Genomic DNA, 16,727 nt, shown 5'->3' with positions numbered 1-16,727 from the left:
ATCCCATCCCGCAAAGCCGCTGTCGCGGCGCGAGGAGATCGTAAACACGTTCTTAACCGGTTCGCCTGCGAAAGAGCGGCGCCTCCCGGCTCTCTCCTTCTCCTGCGCTTTTCTTCCTTCATGTCCGCGCTGCCCGTTCTCTATTCCTTCCGCCGCTGCCCCTACGCCATCCGCGCGCGGCTGGCGCTGGTCAGCGCGGGCTTCGCCTGCGAGCTGCGCGAAATCAGGCTGCGCGACAAACCCCAGGCGCTGCTGGACGCCTCCGCGAAGGCCACCGTGCCCGTGCTGGTGCTGCCGGACGGCTCGGTGATCGACCAGAGCCTGGACATCATGCTGCACGCGCTGCGCCTGCGCGACGAGGACGAATGGCTGCAGCCCACGCCGGGCTGCCTCGAGGACATGCTGGCCCTCATCGAGCGCAACGACCGGTTCTTCAAACCCGCGCTGGATCGCAGCAAGTATTCCGAACGCCACGGTGCGCAGGAAGTGGCGCAAGCAGCCGTCGACGCCGAAGCATGGCTTGGCTCGCTCAATGACCGGCTTGGCGCGACCGGCTATCTCTTCGGACTGCATCCGGGTCTTGCGGACATGGCTTTGCGCCCTTTCGTGCGCCAGTTCGCGCACATCGACAGGCAAGCCTGGGCCGCCAGGCCATGGCCGCATCTGCAGGCCTGGCTGCAGCGCTGGATGGATTCAGCGCTCTACGCCGAAGCCATGGAGCCCTATCCAGCCTGGGTGCCGGAGACCACCGGGCCCACGGTGTTCGGCGGCGCGGAGCCTTCACGCTCGTGCGGGCCGCTCGAGCACGGCGTGGACGGATGAAGGCTCGTCAGCGCTTGCTGCGATACCAGTCGGCGACCACGCCGCCCACCTCCGCCAGGATGGCGTCGCGGCCCTCCGAGTCGACCTTCATCGCACCTGTCAGATACACACTCACCAGCATCGGCGCGGAGCCCTGGGCCGGCCACACGATGGCGACCTCGTTGGCCGTACCGTTGTCGCCGGTGCCGGTCTTGCCGCCGATCTTCCAGTCCCCGGGCATGCCCGCGCGCAGGCGCTTGTCGCCCGTGCGGCTGGCAAGCAGCCAGTCCAGCAATTGCTGCTGATGGGCTGGCTTGAGCTGCCCCTTGGGATCGGTCAGCAGCGCCAGCGAAGTCCTGGCCATGGCGCGCGGCGTGGTGGTATCGCGCGCGTCGCCGGCGATGGCCGTGTTCAGGCCCGGCTCGATACGGTCCAGACGGGTCTTCATGTCACCGAGGTTCATCCTCAGCCAGCGGGTCAGGCCCGCGGGGCCGCCCTGCAATCCCAGCAGCAGATTGGCGGCAGTGTTGTCACTCATCACGACCGCGGCCTCGCACAGGTCTCGCACGGTCATGCCTTCGGCGTCGGCAAACTTCCCGGTCACCGGCGAATAGGCCACCAGCTCGCGCTTTTCATACAGGAGCCCCTGCTCCATGGGGAACTCGCCCAGTTGCGACAGGTACAGAGTGCGCGCGGCCAGCAGCAGCTTGAAAGTGCTGCATAGAGGAAACGCCTCGTCCTCGCGCCGCCCCAGCGTGCGTTCGCTGCCCGGTATCTGCACCGACAGGCCCAGCCGGCCGCCGCCGCGCGCCTCCAGCGCCGCCAGCCGCTGCTCGAAGCTGCCGCCGCCCTTGCCCGCGGGCTGTCCGTCCGCACCCGTCCAGTTTCTCAAGGCGCCGCAGCCCGCGAGCGCCGCCACGGCGGATCCCGCAAAGCCCGTCCTCAGCAGATGGCGCCTTTGCATGTTCGTATCACTCATATCTCCAACCCTCGAAATAGCGGCCTTCCGCAATGAAGCAGACCCCGCGCATGCCAGGCATGGCGGGGCCATATTCAGAACATACCGGATTTTCTAGCGCCGGCCGCCGCGAAGCAGCGCCACGAGAAGCACCACGGCGATGACGGCGAAGCACACGAACGACCAGTTGGCGATGGAGCCGCCAAGGAAGGTCCAGTCGATCGCGGTGCAGTCGCCCGAGCCGCGGAAGATCATGGGGATGGCGCGGCTGATCGGGTAATTCTCGATCATGCCGTAGAAATCGCGCCCACAGGTGGCGAACTCCGGCGGATACCACTGCAGAAAGCTCTGGCGCGCGGCCACGAATGCGCCGAAGCCGGCCATCAGCAGCGCGAGAAAGCTCCAGGTCTTCCACCAGCCCGCGCCCGCGCGCACGGCGCCGATGCCCGTGAACACGCCCACGATGAGAAGCGCGTAGCGCTGCACGATGCACATCGGGCACGGCTCCAGCCCCACTGCGTATTGCAGGTACAGGCCAAAGCCCAGCATGGCGAAACAGGCCAGGCAGATCAGTCCGAGAATCTGGCGCGGGGCCCGGGAAATCCAGTTCAAAATCACTTTTTGTCCTTTGGAGGCCGGCCTCCCCCGCCGATTTCCCCGGTCTCGGGAAGTCGGCTCAGATACCGGCGGCTTGGTCCAGGAATACCTTGGCGTGGCGCGGTGTCACCACCAGCATCTCGCCCTCGCGCAGCCCCTGGTCACGAAACTGCTGCGCCGGAATCTGCGCTTCGATCAGCGACTCCGAGGCCGTATTGTCCGCCGATTGGTTATCGGATTCCGGGATAAGTTCCAGCCGCGCGATCGGGCCGACCACGATCGCCCTCGACAACTGGGCGACGATGCCGCGGGGGCGGCCATGCGCATCGAGCGCCTGGCCCGGCGAATAACGCTCCACGTCGAGGTCGTGCGGCCGCACGAACGCGAAGGCCTTGGCCTCGTGCGCGTTGTCGGCTTCCGCGCTGTCGAACTGCAGGCCCTCGTCCAGATACACACGGCCGTCGCTGGCCCGGCCCTTGAACAGGTTCACGTCTCCGAGGAAGCCATAGACGAACGGGCTGGCCGGATTGTCCCAGACCTGCTGCGGCGTGCCCTCCTGCTCGATCCTTCCCTTGTTGATGACGACCACGCGGTCGGCCACTTCGAGCGCCTCTTCCTGGTCATGCGTGACGAAGATGGACGTGACGTGCAGCTCGTCGTGCAGGCGGCGCAGCCAGCGGCGCAGTTCCTTGCGCACCTTGGCGTCGAGCGCGCCGAATGGCTCGTCGAGCAGCAGCACCTTGGGCTCCACCGCGAGCGCGCGCGCCAGCGCAATCCGCTGGCGCTGGCCGCCCGAGAGCTGCGAGGGATAGCGGTCGGCGATCCAGTCGAGCTGCACCAGCTTGAGCAGGTTCATCACCTTCTCGCGGATCTGGGCCTCGCCGGGACGATCCTTGCGCGGCCTCACGCGCAGGCCGAACGCCACGTTGTCGAACACCGTCATGTGGCGAAACAGCGCGTAATGCTGGAACACGAAGCCCACGTTGCGGTCGCGCACATGCACGTCGGTGGTGTCTTCGCCGCTGAAGGAGATGGTGCCCACGTCGGCGGTCTCCAGGCCCGCGATGATGCGCAGCAGCGTGGTCTTGCCGCAGCCCGAAGGCCCCAGCAGCGCGATGAGTTCACCGGATTTGATGTCCAGGTTGACGTCGCGCAACGCCTGGAAATCGCCGAACTGCTTGCTGACGTTGCGAATTTCAATACTCATGTCTCTGTTCCTCTTGCCTTCCCCGCCGCCTTGCGGCGAAGAAAAAAATCCCGCTCCATATTTCGGCGCTCAATCCGCCGCAGGGCGCTCCGGCGGCATGGCTGCCGCAGCCTTCAATTGCTTCTCGGCCTGCCACTCGGCGACCGACTTGACCACCAGGGTCACCAGCGCCAGCAATGCCAGCAGCGATGCGGCTGCGAACGCGGCGACCGACTGGTATTCGTTGTAGAGGATTTCCACGTGCAGCGGAATCGTGTTGGTCTGCCCACGGATGTGGCCGGAGACCACCGACACGGCGCCGAACTCGCCCATCGCGCGCGCGTTGCAGAGAATCACGCCGTACAGCAGGCCCCACTTGATATTGGGAAGCGTCACGTGCCAGAAGGTCTGCCAGCCGGTTGCGCCCAGCACGATCGCGGCCTGCTCCTCGTCATTGCCCTGCGACTGCATCAGCGGAATCAGCTCCCGGGCGATGAACGGAAACGTCACGAACACGGTGGCCAGCACAATGCCCGGAACGGCGAACACGATCTTGATGTTGTGCTCGGCCAGCCAGGGGCCGAACCAGCCCTGCGCGCCAAACACCAGCACATACATCAGGCCCACCACCACCGGCGAAATCGAGAACGGCAGGTCGATCAGCGTGGTGAGAAAGGCCTTGCCCTTGAACTCGTACTTGGCGATGCACCAGGCGGCGGCCACGCCGAACACCAGGTTCAGCGGAACCGAGATGGCTGCCGTCAGCAGCGTGAGCTTGATGGCCGCCCAGGCATCGGGTTCGCGCAATCCTGCCAGGTACGCGTCAACCCCCTTGCGCAGGGCCTCGGTGAACACGGCCGCCAGCGGCAGCACCAGGAACAGCAGCAGGAACACCATCACCACGCCCGTGAGCAGCCAGCGCACGGCGCGCGGCTCGGTCGTGGTCAGCGCTTCGGGCCTGGCGCTTTTCCTCGGCGCGGTCAGGCGATAGGCGATCAGCACCAGAACCAGGATGGCGCCGATGACCTTCAGCAAAAAGTAATGCTGCTCGTTCATAGCGGAGCTCCCTGGCGCTTGCGCTGCCATGCCTGCAGGCCGTTGATGACCAGCAGCATCACGAACGAGAACAGCAGCATGGTCACCGCCACCGCCGTTGCGCCCTGGTAGTCGTATTGCTCGAGCTTGCCGATGATGATCAGCGGCGTGATCTCCGAGACCATGGGCATGTTGCCCGCAATGAAGATCACCGAGCCGTATTCACCGATCGCCCGCGCGAACGCCATGGCAAAGCCGGTGAGCAGCGCGGGCATGATGCCCGGCAGGATCACCTTGTAGAAAATCTGCCAGCGGGTCGCGCCCAGGCTGGTGGCGGCTTCCTCGAGTTCCTTCTCGGAATCCTCCAGGACCGGCTGCACCGTGCGCACGACGAACGGCAGCCCGATGAAGATCAGCGCGATCACCACGCCGTTCGGGTTGAAGGCAAGCTGTATGCCCAGTGGCTCGAGATACTGGCCGATCCAGCCATTGCCCGCGAGCAGCGCCGTCAGCGAAATACCCGCCACCGCGGTCGGCAGGGCGAATGGCAGATCGACCAGCGCATCGACGATCTTCTTGCCCGGGAACTGATAGCGCACCAGCACCCACGCCACCAGCAGGCCGAACACCAGGTTCACACAGGCCGCGATGAACGAGGCGCCGAAGGTCAACCGATAGGAGGCCAGCACGCGCGGCGCGGCCACCGCCTCCCAGAACTGCGGCCAGGTCATCTGGAAAGTCTTGAACAGCAGTGCGGCCAATGGAATCAGCACGATGATGCTCAAATAGAAAAGCGTATAGCCCAGCGTGAGCCCGAATCCAGGCAGCACACGCTTGGGCGCTCGCCGGGCAGGCCCTGCCTTGGGCGTTGCATTCAACACCGCAGCGGTCATAGGTCGGATATTTTCTTGGTGGGAAATTGCGGGCGCGGCCCGGGCCGGCACATGCCGCGCGAGGGCCGCCATCCCGGGGCGCCAGCACCTTTCCTGCGTCAACGGCGGGAAGGTGCGTAGCGGCTCGGCGGGAGCGTCTTACTTGCCGGGGGTGTACAGCTTGTCGAACTGGCCGCCGTCATTGAAGTGGACCTTCTGCGCCTCGGCCAGCGAGCCGAAGTATTTGCTCACGGCGAACAGCTTGACCGGCTTGAAGACATCCGCATGGCGCTTGAGCACGGCTTCGGAGCGCGGGCGCAGGGCATGGCGGGCTGCGATTTCCTGCGCTTCGTCGGAATACAGGTAGTTCAGGTACTCGGTGGCCAGTTCGCGCGATCCCTTCTTGTTCACCGTGCGCTCCACCACGGCGACCGGATTCTCGGCCAGGATGCTCACGGACGGATGGATCGCATCCACCTTGCCCTTGCCGAACTCACGCTCAACGGAAACGACTTCCGACTCAAAGGTGATCAGCACATCGCCCATGTTGCGCTGCAGGAAAATGCTGGTGGCATCGCGGCCGCCCTTGCCCAGGACCGGAACGTTCTTGAACAGCTTGCCGACGAATTCCGCGGCCTGCGCATCGGTGCCGCCCTTCTCGCGCACATAGCCCCATGCCGCCAGATAGGCGTAACGGCCGTTGCCGCCCGTCTTGGGGTTGACCACCACGACCTTGACGTCGGGGCGGATCAGGTCTTCCCAATCCTTGATGTTCTTGGGGTTGCCATGGCGAACCAGGAACAGCATGGTCGACGTGGTGGGCGACGCATCGTTGGGGAACTTCTTGGCCCAGTCCTTGGCGACCACGCCATTGTTGGCCAGGAAGTCGATATCGGTCGTCGTGTTGAAGGTCACCACGTCGGCCTCGAGACCATCGTTCACCGCGCGCGCCTGGGCGCTGGAGCCGCCGTGCGCCTGGTCGATCTTCACATCCTTGCCCGTGGTCTTCTTGTAATGGGCGACGAAGGCCTGGTTGTAGTCCTTATAGAACTCGCGCGCGACGTCGTAGGAGACGTTCAGCAGCGTGTTGGGGGATTGAGCGGATACCACGCTGCTGGCCGCCACGGCAACTGCGGCAATCAAGGTCTTGAGTGAACGGGTCAGGATCATTGTGTCTACGTCTTTAATTATTTACAAAGGTAAGCATCATTGTGAGGAAATCTTCTTAAAACTCAAAAGAATATATTTTTCTAAATTTATCAATTTTTGGAATATGCAATATTTGACAGGGGCTTACGTGTGATCGATCCTCGTTCTCCCTTGGCTCGCCTTCCCATCACATACCAAGATGGCTGCGCTGCGGCACGGTCTCGCCAAGAAAATCAAGAAAGCTGCGCACCGCAGGGAGCAATCCCCGGCGCGACGAGAAAACGGCATGAACGATGCCGGGTGGCTGGCTCCATTCAGGCAGCAGTTCCACCAGCCGTCCATCGGTGATTTCATCGCCGCACAGATAGTCGGGCAGCCAGCAAAAGCCCGTGCCCGCGAGCGCCGCGAACTTGAGCATCAGCAGATCGTCCACCACATAGCGCGGGGCAAGACGCACGGTCGCGCTCTGGGCGGAGGGTCCGAGCAGTTCCAGGACGTACCTGCCGTCCGCGGACGGCATGGCCACGCTGTCGAGCCGCTCCAGTTCCTCGGGCGTTCCGGGCGTTCCCTGCCGGATGAGCAGATCCTTGCTGGCCACCAATATCTGGCGGCCCGTGCCGAGGCGCTTGACGATCATGCTGCCGCTTTCATCGAGCGACCGGCGCACCCGCAGCGCCACGTCGAGCCCTTCCTCCACTACATTCACCGGACGGTTCAACACCGCCATTTCCAGCCGCACTTCCGGGCAGCGCTCAAGAAATGCGGGCATCAGCTCGCCCAACACCGTCTGCGCCAGAGTGACCGGGCAGGACACCCGGACCGTACCGCGCGGCGTTCCCTTGACTTGCGCGACGGCATCCGCCGCCGCCTGCGCCTCCTCGCGCATGGCCTGGCAATGGCGCAGATAGGTTTCGCCCACCTCGGTCAGGGAGAGCTTGCGCGTGGTGCGCTGCAGCAGCCGCACGCCCAGTTGCTGCTCCAGCTCGGAGATGCGCCGCGACAGGCGCGACTTCGGGATACCCAGGGCCCGGCTGGCCGCCGTGAAGCCGCCGCGCTCCACCACCTCGGCGAAAAACAGCATGTCATTCAGGTCTTGCATGGCGTTTTCAAATTGTTGTTGAATTCAGGACAATCTATCACGGAATTGGTGATTTATCCGAGCATTGTCTCAACATTACAATTTAAGCATTCGTAGATCGACACATGCCGGACGCATGCCGGATACGTGCGGAGATGCAAAGCATCTCCCCGCGTCGGCCTGCGACCCCAGCCATATCCACATTCCATTTTTCAGAGACTTCCATATGCAACTGCTTCACATTGACTCCTCCATCACCGGCGACAACTCCGTTTCGCGTCTGCTCACGCGCCAGATCGTCGATGCCTGGATCGCCGAACACCCTCACACCCAAGTCAGCCACCTCGACCTGCTGACCGACGCCCCCGCGCATTTCACCGCGGACGCCATGGCCCCGCGTACCGGGCAGACAGAGGGATTGAGCGACGCCCAGGTGCGGGAAAACGCCGTCTCCGAACGGATGGTCAGCCAGTTCCTGGCCGCCGACGTGATCGTGGTGGGCGCGCCCTTCTACAACTTCAGCATCCCCACGCAGCTCAAGGCATGGCTGGACCGCATCGCCCAGCCCGGCCGCACTTTCCGCTACACATCCGCCGGGCCCGAAGGCCTGGCCAAGGGCAAGACGGTGATCGTGGCATCTTCTCGCGGCGGCTTCTATTCCACCTCGGAGCAGGGCCAGGCGATGGAGCACCAGGAGAGCTACCTGAAGGTGATCTTCGGCTTCTTCGGCATCACCGACGTGCGTTTCGTGCGCGCCGAGGGCATCGGCATGGGCCCTGAAGCCAGGGCGAAGGCGCTGGAAAATGCGGTCACGCAAATCGAGACGGCAGTGGCCGGCGCCGACCAGGAAGCGCTCGCCGAAGCCGCCTGAAGCAACGCGCCCAGGCAGAGAGGCCGGCCATCGCCGGCCTTTTGCAATCGCGGGACCGGGAAGCCGCGACCGCCTTCAGGCGTCAGGGCGCGTCAAGGCGTATCAGCGCGTGCCAGAGCCGCCATCGCCTTGCGTTCTGGCCTGGGCCGCCGCCGCGCGCAGCTTGTCCTTCTTGCTCATGCGCCGGCCCTTGATGCCGCCTCTGTCGCCGTCTTCGTGCGGCTGGCGCGCGGGCGCGGGCTCCGTCACCGGATACTGCGGGAGCGTCTCCAGCGCGATCTCCAGCGCATTGCGCCTGGCGATCAGCCGCCAGTGCGCTTGCGAGGCCGGCGTGACGAAACTGATGGCCAGTCCGCTCTGCCCCGCCCGGCCCGTGCGGCCAATGCGATGGATGTAGTCGGCAGGGGAACGCGGCAGGTCGTAGTTGACGACGAGCGGCAGCGAATCCACGTGGATGCCGCGCGCCGCCAGATCCGTGGTGATCAGCACCTGCCACTGGCTGTTCTTGAACTCATCGAGCACCTGCCGGCGCGCGCCCTGGCTCAAATCGCCATGAAAGGCCGTGGCGTTGATCTTCCTGTCATACAACTTGTTGGCCACGTGCTCGGCGCTGTAGCGGCTGGCGACGAACACCAGCATGCGCTGGCCCGCATGCTGCACGGCCAGATCATGCAGCAGCGCGGTGCGCCTGCCGCTGTCGATGTAGATGGCTCGCTGCATGATGTCCGCATCCTGCTGCAAGGACGGCTCGATCATCACCCGCGCATGATCGGCGCGCAGCCACCCTGCCGCCAGAGCCTGAACCGAAGGCGCAAACGTAGCGGACAGCAGCAGCGTCTGGCGCGCCTGGGTGCCGGGCAGCAGCGCAAGCACCTGGCCGAGTTCATCGGCAAAGCCCTGGTCCATGAGGCGGTCGGCCTCATCGAGCACCAGGGTGCGGATGTTCTTGAGCTGCAACCTGCTGTGCGCCACGACGTCGAGCAGGCGGCCCGGCGTGGCGATCACCATGTCGGCGCCACCGCGCAACGCCATCAGTTGCGGGTTGATGGACACGCCGCCGGTCAGCACGGCCACCTTGGGCCGCCGCCCCGATGCCTCGCCCAGCACATAGATCAGCTCCGCCACCTGCGCGGCCAGTTCGCGCGTGGGCACCAGGATCAGCGCCTGTGCCTGCCTCGGTCCATGGAGCCGCTGCGCCTCGCCGAGCATCCACGCCTGCAGCAACGGCAGCACGTAGGCAGCCGTCTTGCCGGAGCCGGTCGGCGCGCAGGCCAGCAGATCCCGCCCCTGCAGCACAACCTCGATGGCCTGTTGCTGAACGGCGGTGGGCGCCATCAGGCCACTGGAGTGCGCGGCCTGGGCCAGCGAGGGGGCGAGGCCCAAAGCGGAAAACGACATATGCAAGATGAGCGGGAAAGGGATCAAGCCCGCTATTGTCGTGCCTGCGGGCCGCTCGCGCCCGAAACGGGATCTATTTCACCGCGAGGCGCTCACACCCAGGCCAGCGCCAGCGGCATCAGCACCCCGGTGGCGATCGCGTTCAAGCCCATCGCCAGTGCGGCAAAACTGCCGGACGTAGGATGGACCTGCAGCTCGCGCGCCATGCCGATCGCATGCGCCGTCAGGCCGATGGCGAACCCGCGCGCGGCCGGGTCGGTGACTTTCAGCACGCGCAGGAGCGGGTGCGAGATCACCGTGCCGAACACGCCCGTGATCACCACCGCCACGGCCGCCAGCGCCGGCAATCCGCCAAAGCGCTCGGACATGGGCATGGCGATGGGCATGGTGGCCGACTTGGGCATCAGCGACATCAGGGTCTGCCAGCTGCCACCCAGCGCCCAGGCAATCGCGATGGCCGACGCCATGGCGACGACAGAGCCCACGAACAACGCGATCAGCAGGGGCCGCCAGATGCGCTTGAGCCTGTCGAGCTGGCCGTAGAGCGGAATCGCTATCGCAACCGTGGCCGGCCCCACCCACCAGCTCAACGGCCTGGTGGCCGGCGCATACACCGAATAGGGCGTATGGCTCAGCCACAAGACGGCCATCACCATCAGCGACGTCGTGGCGACCGGCACGAACACCGGATTGCCTTTCATGCGCCGGCTCAGCCGCAGGGCCAGCCAGTATGCCGCGCCGGTCACCGCAATCCAGAGCAGCGCGGCCAGTCCGAAGGACATCCAGCTCTCGAACGGCCGGGGAATGGAGAGCGCGAACCAGCCCGTCATGCCTTGCCTCCCGCGCCGCCGTCCGGCAATGCGCCATCAGCCTGCGCCTGCCCTGCCCCCGCCTGCCTGAGCAGCCGCTGCAACACCACGGCGGTCACCGCCAGCGTGATCAATGCGCCCGCCACGCAGGCCGCCAGAAACGGCAGCCACTCTTCGCGCACACGGGACATGTTGTCGATCAGGCCCACCACCGCGGGCGCCAGCAGCAGCATCATGTTGCGCAGCAAGCCGCCGCCCACCCGCCCGAGCGCCTGCGGCACACCGCCCAGCACGACGAGCGCCACGGTCAGCAGCACCAGCCCGAGCAGCGCCCCCGGCAAGGGAATGCCCAGGATCCTGGCGGCGAATTCGCCGATCAACTGGAACGTCACGAGAACCAACAGGGAAACGATCAAGGCAGGCACGGAAGTTTGTCTTTTCTACTGAGTGAGGAATGTGTAGCGCCCTCTGCCGGCGCACAGGCGCCGCGCGGCAGCACGCCAACGCAACCCGGCAGCATAGCCAAGCCGCCAAATCATCGTCGCCCGGTGCGATAAATGCGTGAGCCGGCACCCGCGACAACTCCCGCAGGAAAGCGAAGCTCTTGAGCGGCGTTGATGAAAATTGCCGACATGTTGCCACCCCATTGCAGGCATGAATCGCAAATCCAGCCAACATGCAGACATCTACTCGCAACAGGCATCGAATTTGGCCGCCGGATAAGCGATGTTAGAGCGCATTTTTTCAGTCATGAAAATTCAACATGAGGAATTTTCAATGTGAGTTGAACGAAATTACGCGCCATAGAATGAAAAAGAACGATTGCAGGCCGGACACCCATCCACCGCCGCCCTGCCGTCCATTGGTTTCGCGTTACGCTCATGACTTCACCGCCTTCATTGACACCCATCGCCTCCACGCATGTCGAACACGTGTCGCTGCGGCGTGGCCGCACCCCGGTCTTTCACGGGCTCACGCTGCATCTGGCTGAACGCCGGATCGGCTTGATTGGCGACAACGGGGCCGGCAAGACCAGTCTGCTCCGGCTGCTTTGCGGGCTGGACGTCCCCGAATCGGGCAGCGTGCGCATGGACGGCGCGGACATGCACTGCAGCGGCCCCGAACGTGCGCGGCTTGTCGGGTTGATGTTCCAGAATCCGGATGAACAGATCATCCACCCCGTCGTCGAAGAAGAAATCGCGCTCTCCTTTCGCACCAGGGGGAAGGCCAGGAAGGAAGCCATCGACGCGGCGCGACAACTGCTCGCCTCGCATGGCCGAGCCGACTGGGCGGGCCGCGCCATGGGAAGCCTCAGCCAGGGGCAGCGCCAGCAGGTGTGCTGGCTCACGCTGCTCGCGGCCGGGCCCCGCGTGCTGTTGCTCGACGAACCCTTCGCCAGCCTCGACCTGCCCAGCCAGGACGCGCTGGCGAACGACATCGCCAGCGCACCCCAGCAGATCATCGTGTCCACCCATGTGCTTGAACACGTCCGCGATTTCGAGCGGGTGATCTGGCTCGAATCAGGCAAGGTCCGCGCGGACGGCCCGGCAGGCGACATCTGCGCGGCCTACGAGGCCGAAGTGACGATGCGCTCGGCGCTGCGGCGCAGCGCCTCCAGGGGCGGGGCCGCCCATGGGTAGCCTCTTCAGCGACATCCCCACCTGGCTGCACCGCGTTCCCGCCGCGGCCAAGCTGCTGGCGATGGCGGCCTGCGGCTCGCTGCTGTTCACCGTGAGCGCAGCCGCATGGCACGGCGCCGCCGCCGCCGCGAACGCCGCCGTGCTGCTGTCGCTGGGCAGAGCGGCCCTTGGCGCGCGGCGGCTGCTGGTTTCGGTACTGATCGCATCGCTGCTGATCGCCGGTTTTCACGCGTTGATGGGCCACCTCCAACTGGCCTTCGTCAGCGCCGCGCGCCTGCTGAGCGCGAGCATGCTGGGCGCCGCGTTCACCCTCACCACCCGGCCCGGCGATCTGATCGACGTGCTGGAGCGGCTGCTGCGCCCGCTGTCGCGCCTGGGCGTCCAGCCTGAGCGCCTGGCGCTGCACATCGCCCTGATGCTGCGCTTCATCGAGCATTTCTTCACCCGCTGGCAGCAACTCGCCGACGCCCACCGGCTGCGCACCGGAAAGGCCGGCGGCCTGCGGCTGATCGCGCCGCTGTCCATTCACATGCTGCAGACCTCGCGCCGCGTGGCCGACGCGCTGTGGGCCCGGCTCGGTCAATGAGCGCCGCTGTTTTCCCTTTTCCCCTCTCCAACGGAGTCCCTGTCCCATGAATCCATCCACACCTTCCTTGCACCGCAAGAACGCCTCCGCCATGGCGCAGGTCTCTCTCTTTGCCGCACTCATGGCGGTGCTGGGCCTGATCCCGAAGATCGACCTGCCGATGGGTGTTCCCATCACCGCGCAGTCGCTCGGCGTGATGCTGGCGGGCGTCATGCTGGGGCCGCGCAGGGGCTTGCAGGCGCTTGTGCTGTTCCTGGCCGCGGTGGCCGTGGGCTTGCCGCTGCTCTCGGGCGGGCGCGGCGGCATCGGCGTGTTCATGGCGCCGTCGGCCGGCTATCTGATCGGCTACGCGCCGGCGGCGTTCATCGTCGGACTGATCATGCGCAGCCTGCCTTCGCGCAGCCCGCGCACGGTTGCGATGAGCGCCTTCATCGCCTCCGCCCTCGGCGGACTGCTGGCCCTGCACGCCGCTGGCGTGGCCGGACTCATGCTGCTCGCGGGCCTCAGCCTCGAGCAGGCAGTGCTGGCCACGCTGGCGTTCGTGCCCGGCGACGTCATCAAATGCGCGATGTGCGCCGCCATCGCGCACTCGGTCGCGCGGGGCCTGCCCGACTGGCGGTTCGGAGGCCGAAGTGCAGCCTGAGCCCATTGACGCAGGCGCACACGCGCTGCAAGGTTTCTGGCGGTTCGTGCATGGCCCGCTCGCGCACTGGGCGCAGCGCCGCCCAAGCGCCATTGCGCTGGAGAGCGAAACGCGGAGCGTGAGCTTTGCCGAGCTGCATGAGCAGGTCGCCGCGCGCAGCGCGCGAATCGCCGGGGCACGCCTGCCGGCCATGCAACTGCTGCGAGGCGAACGCGGCACGCTGGAATCGGTAATCGACTTTCTGGCCATCATCGACAGCGGCCGCTGCGCCGCCATGGCCGATCCCGACTGGCCGCAAGCCGTATGCGAGCGGGCCGCACGCTGGATGCCCACCGAACCCAGCCCGGCGCACCGGAGCACCGACGCGCTGAGCCCGTTCTACACCGGCTTCACCTCGGGCAGCACCGGGCTGCCCAAGGGCTTCATGCGCCATCACCTGTCCTGGACCGAGAGCTTTCGCGTGAGCCTGAAGGATTTCGGCGCCGCCGCGGCGCAGCGCACGCTCTCTCCAGGCCGCATGTCGCATTCGCTGTTTCTGTTCGGCGTGATGCAGGCTCTTTGGCTGGGAACGGGAGCGATCGTGCAGGAGCGTTTCTCGGCGCTGCGCTGCCTTGCCACCCTGCGCGACGGCCACGCGCCCTGCCTGGTCGCCGTTCCCAGCCAGTTGCTGCTGATGCTGCAATGGGCGAGACAGCGCGCGATGGAGCCGATCATGGGCGTGCGGTTCATCATGATCAGCGGGGCGCGCTGGATGCGCTCGCATACGCCCGCGCTGCAGGCGCTGTTCCCCAACGCGCGCATCGTGGAGTTCTATGGAGCGTCCGAGGCCAGCTTCATCGCCTGGATGGATGCCGGCGAACACGCCCCGGCCCAGGCCGTCGGCCGTCCTTTCAGCAATGTGGAGCTGGCGATCCGCCCGCTGCCCGCGTCCGCGCCGGGCGGTGGCGCGACAGACGCCGCCGCCGCGCCAACCGGCCTGATCTACATGCGAAGCCCCATGCTGTTCATGGACTATGTGGGAGACTGCGCCGATCGCACGGCCGTGCTGCACGACGGCGATTGGCTATCGGTGCGCGACATGGGCCACATCGACACCGATGGGCTGCTGCATCTGGCGGGCCGGCAAAGCCGCATGATCGTCACGCGCGGCAAGAACCTTTTCCCGGAAGAGCTGGAAGACCTGCTCGCCGGACATCCCGCCATTGCGCGAGCGTCCGTCCTCGGCGTTCCCGACAGGCTGCGCGGCATGCGGCTGCACGCGGTCATCCAATGGCGCGACGAGTGGCTCGATGAGTGCGCATCCTGGCCATCGCGCCTGGAGCTAGCGCAATGGCTGCACGCGCGCGCCGAGAGCTTCAAGCACCCCAGACACTGGTGGATTTGCACGCAATGGCCCCAGACCACCAGCGGCAAGACGGATCATGCACGGCTCGCCCACGCCGTGGCGCGCGCGATGACTGGCGCCGCCGATACAGTGCTGCTCACGGAGTGGACCGCATGAACCCGGTCTCCGCTTCGGGCCGGGCCGACGGCCCGTTCATCGCCGGCTGGATGCGCAGCGCGGTTGCCCCCCTGGGCGGTGCATTCAATGCCTTGCATCCACACGAGATAGCGGCGCCGGTTCTGCGCGAGCTGCTGCGCCGCGCGCGGCTCGGCGAAGCGGCGGTGGATGCGGTCGTTCTCGGCAACGCCCTGGGCGCGGGCGGCAATCCCGCCCGCATGACGGCACTGGCCGCGAACCTGAACGATGATTGCGCTGCGCTCACCGTGGACAGCCAGTGCTGCAGCGGGCTCGACGCGGTCACCACGGGCGCTGCCATGATCGCCGCGGGGCAGGCGCAGATCGTGATCGCGGGGGGCGTGGAAGCCTGGAGCCGCTCACCCATCCGCATGACCAGGCCCATGCACCCGGCCGGGCAGCCGCAGGCATTCGAGCGCCCCGCCTTCGCGCCCCACCCTCGCCAGGACCCCGACCTGCTGGCCGCCGCGAGCGAGCATGCATTCGCGCTCGGCATGGCGCGCGGGCAACTCGATGCCTATGCGCTCACGAGCCATGACCGCGCACTGGCGGCCGCGCGCGAGGACAGGCATTCGCCGGAAATCGCCACGATCGCGGAGCTCCGGGCGGATGCGTATCCGCGCTCCATCTCGCGCGCACGGGCGGCGCGCATGCCCGTCGTCGTGCATGCGCGCGAGGATGCCGGCCGCGCATCCGGCATGAGCGCCCTCACCATCTCGGCCAGGGCGGACGGCGCGGCGCTGGTCCTGCTGGCGTCGCGCGCGGCATGCGAGCGATACGCTCTCACGGCCAGGGCCCGCTGGATCGCGGGCGCCAGCGTAGGTGGCGATCCCGCCATGCCACTGGCCGCCGCGGAGCATGCGGCGCGCAAGGTGCTTGCGCGGGCCGCCGACCGCCTCTTGCAGTCCGGGCCCCTGGAGATCGCCGCCATGCAGGCCATCGAACTGCATGACGCATTCGCTGTTCAGGGACTTTCCTTCTGCCAGGCGCTCGGGCTGCCGCCAGAGCGCATCAACACCGGCGGCGGCGGACTCGCGCGGGGCCACCCGATCGGCGCTTCGGGAGCGATTGCGCTGGTCAGGCTGCTTGCCACCCTCACGGAGCGCGCCGGCGGAAGCGCGCACGGCTGCGGCGAAGGACTCGGGCTGGCCGCGATCGCGGGAGCCGGTGGAATTGGAGCGGCCTGCGTCGTGGCCGCGCAAAGGATGTCATCATGATGGGCGACGCCCGGGCAGCAAACGCCCTGGATTTTCTGCAAGACCGCCGTTCGATACGCGGCTATCTCCCTCGGGAGGTGCCCGACGCGCTGCTTCTTCGATTGCTGGCGGCGGCCCGCATGGCGCCCAGCGGCGCCAATCTCCAGCCCGGCCAGTTCATCCAGGTCGCCGGCGCACTGCGTGACGAATTGAGCCGCGCGCTGCTGGACGACTACCGCGGCGGCACGCCCCCAAGCGAAGACTACGCCTACTTTCCACGCCCCATGCCCATGCACCTGCGCAAACGGCAAGTGGCGGCCGCGCAATCCTTGTACGGAGCGTTGGGCGTGGCGCGTGGCGATGCGCGGGGCCGGGCCGGACAGTTTGAA

The 16,727-nt window shown here is 66.4% G+C and carries 18 protein-coding genes; 8 read left to right on the top strand and 10 right to left on the bottom strand.

All coding sequences use genetic code 11. From position 1 onward, the window contains the following. The first annotated feature begins 120 nt into the window (after nucleotides 1–120). The gene (locus tag ABWP92_RS11255) at nucleotides 121–822 is read left to right on the top strand and encodes a glutathione S-transferase (RefSeq protein ID WP_353235470.1); all 702 of its coding nucleotides are present in this window, start codon (nucleotides 121–123) and stop codon (nucleotides 820–822) included. A 7-nt stretch (nucleotides 823–829) separates the two neighbouring features. Here ABWP92_RS11255 and bla read toward each other — a convergent pair whose 3' ends face one another. The 7 genes from bla to ABWP92_RS11220 all read right to left on the bottom strand — a co-directional run bounded on the left by bla (nucleotide 830) and on the right by ABWP92_RS11220 (nucleotide 7,697). Continuing rightward, the gene (gene bla, locus ABWP92_RS11250) at nucleotides 830–1,765 is read right to left on the bottom strand and encodes a class A beta-lactamase (RefSeq protein WP_353235471.1); all 936 of its coding nucleotides are present in this window, start codon (nucleotides 1,763–1,765) and stop codon (nucleotides 830–832) included. 108 nt (nucleotides 1,766–1,873) lie between these two features. Continuing rightward, complete coding sequence (locus tag ABWP92_RS11245) at nucleotides 1,874–2,377, bottom strand: disulfide bond formation protein B (protein WP_353235469.1); 504 nt, start codon at nucleotides 2,375–2,377, stop codon at nucleotides 1,874–1,876. A 58-nt stretch (nucleotides 2,378–2,435) separates the two neighbouring features. Further along, entirely contained in the window at nucleotides 2,436–3,563 is a 1,128-nt protein-coding gene (locus tag ABWP92_RS11240) for a sulfate/molybdate ABC transporter ATP-binding protein (protein WP_353235468.1), read from the bottom strand. A gap of 69 nt (nucleotides 3,564–3,632) precedes the next feature. Next, nucleotides 3,633–4,598 carry a sulfate ABC transporter permease subunit CysW gene (cysW, locus tag ABWP92_RS11235; RefSeq protein ID WP_353235467.1) on the bottom strand — a complete coding sequence of 322 codons (966 nt, stop codon included), beginning with the start codon at nucleotides 4,596–4,598 and terminating at the stop codon, nucleotides 3,633–3,635. Beyond that, on the bottom strand, nucleotides 4,595–5,470 hold the full coding sequence (gene cysT / locus ABWP92_RS11230) for a sulfate ABC transporter permease subunit CysT (protein WP_353235466.1): 876 nt from the start codon (nucleotides 5,468–5,470) through the stop codon (nucleotides 4,595–4,597). Before cysT ends, cysW begins: the two co-directional genes overlap by 4 nt. 138 nt (nucleotides 5,471–5,608) lie before the next feature. Beyond that, a complete protein-coding gene (locus ABWP92_RS11225) occupies nucleotides 5,609–6,619 on the bottom strand; it encodes a sulfate ABC transporter substrate-binding protein (protein WP_353235465.1) in 1,011 nt (336 codons plus the stop codon). A 166-nt stretch (nucleotides 6,620–6,785) separates the two neighbouring features. After that, nucleotides 6,786–7,697, bottom strand: coding sequence for a LysR family transcriptional regulator (locus ABWP92_RS11220; protein ID WP_353235464.1), 912 nt, complete (start codon nucleotides 7,695–7,697; stop codon nucleotides 6,786–6,788). A gap of 205 nt (nucleotides 7,698–7,902) precedes the next feature. On the opposite strand from ABWP92_RS11220, the gene ABWP92_RS11215 reads away from it, so the two are divergent. Next, nucleotides 7,903–8,547 carry an FMN-dependent NADH-azoreductase gene (locus ABWP92_RS11215; RefSeq protein WP_353235463.1) on the top strand — a complete coding sequence of 215 codons (645 nt, stop codon included), beginning with the start codon at nucleotides 7,903–7,905 and terminating at the stop codon, nucleotides 8,545–8,547. 102 nt (nucleotides 8,548–8,649) lie between these two features. Here the strand turns inward: ABWP92_RS11215 and ABWP92_RS11210 are convergent, their stop codons facing one another. The 3 genes from ABWP92_RS11210 to ABWP92_RS11200 all read right to left on the bottom strand — a co-directional run bounded on the left by ABWP92_RS11210 (nucleotide 8,650) and on the right by ABWP92_RS11200 (nucleotide 11,179). Next, complete coding sequence (locus ABWP92_RS11210; protein ID WP_353235462.1) at nucleotides 8,650–9,945, bottom strand: DEAD/DEAH box helicase; 1,296 nt, start codon at nucleotides 9,943–9,945, stop codon at nucleotides 8,650–8,652. Nucleotides 9,946–10,037: 92 nt separating this feature from the next. After that, entirely contained in the window at nucleotides 10,038–10,775 is a 738-nt protein-coding gene (locus ABWP92_RS11205; RefSeq protein ID WP_353235461.1) for an LrgB family protein, read from the bottom strand. Further along, nucleotides 10,772–11,179, bottom strand: a complete 408-nt coding sequence (locus tag ABWP92_RS11200; protein WP_353235460.1) for a CidA/LrgA family protein — start codon at nucleotides 11,177–11,179, stop codon at nucleotides 10,772–10,774. The genes ABWP92_RS11205 and ABWP92_RS11200 overlap by 4 nt, the downstream gene beginning before the upstream one ends. Before the next feature lie 456 nt (nucleotides 11,180–11,635). Between ABWP92_RS11200 and ABWP92_RS11195 the strand changes: the two genes are divergently transcribed. The 6 genes from ABWP92_RS11195 to ABWP92_RS11170 form a co-directional block, all read left to right on the top strand. Next, on the top strand, nucleotides 11,636–12,394 hold the full coding sequence (locus tag ABWP92_RS11195) for an energy-coupling factor ABC transporter ATP-binding protein (protein WP_353235459.1): 759 nt from the start codon (nucleotides 11,636–11,638) through the stop codon (nucleotides 12,392–12,394). Beyond that, on the top strand, nucleotides 12,387–12,980 hold the full coding sequence (locus ABWP92_RS11190) for a CbiQ family ECF transporter T component (RefSeq protein WP_353235458.1): 594 nt from the start codon (nucleotides 12,387–12,389) through the stop codon (nucleotides 12,978–12,980). Before ABWP92_RS11195 ends, ABWP92_RS11190 begins: the two co-directional genes overlap by 8 nt. 46 nt (nucleotides 12,981–13,026) lie before the next feature. Next, on the top strand, nucleotides 13,027–13,623 hold the full coding sequence (locus ABWP92_RS11185) for a biotin transporter BioY (RefSeq protein ID WP_353235457.1): 597 nt from the start codon (nucleotides 13,027–13,029) through the stop codon (nucleotides 13,621–13,623). After that, nucleotides 13,613–15,124: an AMP-binding protein gene (locus ABWP92_RS11180; protein ID WP_353235456.1), complete on the top strand. Its 1,512-nt coding sequence runs from the start codon at nucleotides 13,613–13,615 to the stop codon at nucleotides 15,122–15,124. Before ABWP92_RS11185 ends, ABWP92_RS11180 begins: the two co-directional genes overlap by 11 nt. Continuing rightward, nucleotides 15,121–16,359 carry an acetyl-CoA C-acyltransferase gene (locus ABWP92_RS11175; RefSeq protein WP_353235455.1) on the top strand — a complete coding sequence of 413 codons (1,239 nt, stop codon included), beginning with the start codon at nucleotides 15,121–15,123 and terminating at the stop codon, nucleotides 16,357–16,359. Before ABWP92_RS11180 ends, ABWP92_RS11175 begins: the two co-directional genes overlap by 4 nt. Beyond that, a partial coding sequence (locus tag ABWP92_RS11170) for a nitroreductase family protein (protein ID WP_353235454.1) occupies nucleotides 16,356–16,727 on the top strand: 372 nt, incomplete at its 3' end. The genes ABWP92_RS11175 and ABWP92_RS11170, both read left to right, overlap by 4 nt.

It is taken from the genome of Diaphorobacter ruginosibacter (genome assembly GCF_040396215.1).
Classification (GTDB): Bacteria; Pseudomonadota; Gammaproteobacteria; order Burkholderiales; family Burkholderiaceae_C; genus Diaphorobacter_A; species Diaphorobacter_A ruginosibacter_A.
The sequence above is the reverse complement of the archived record's forward strand: the minus strand, read 5'-3'. Positions and strand labels throughout refer to the sequence as shown.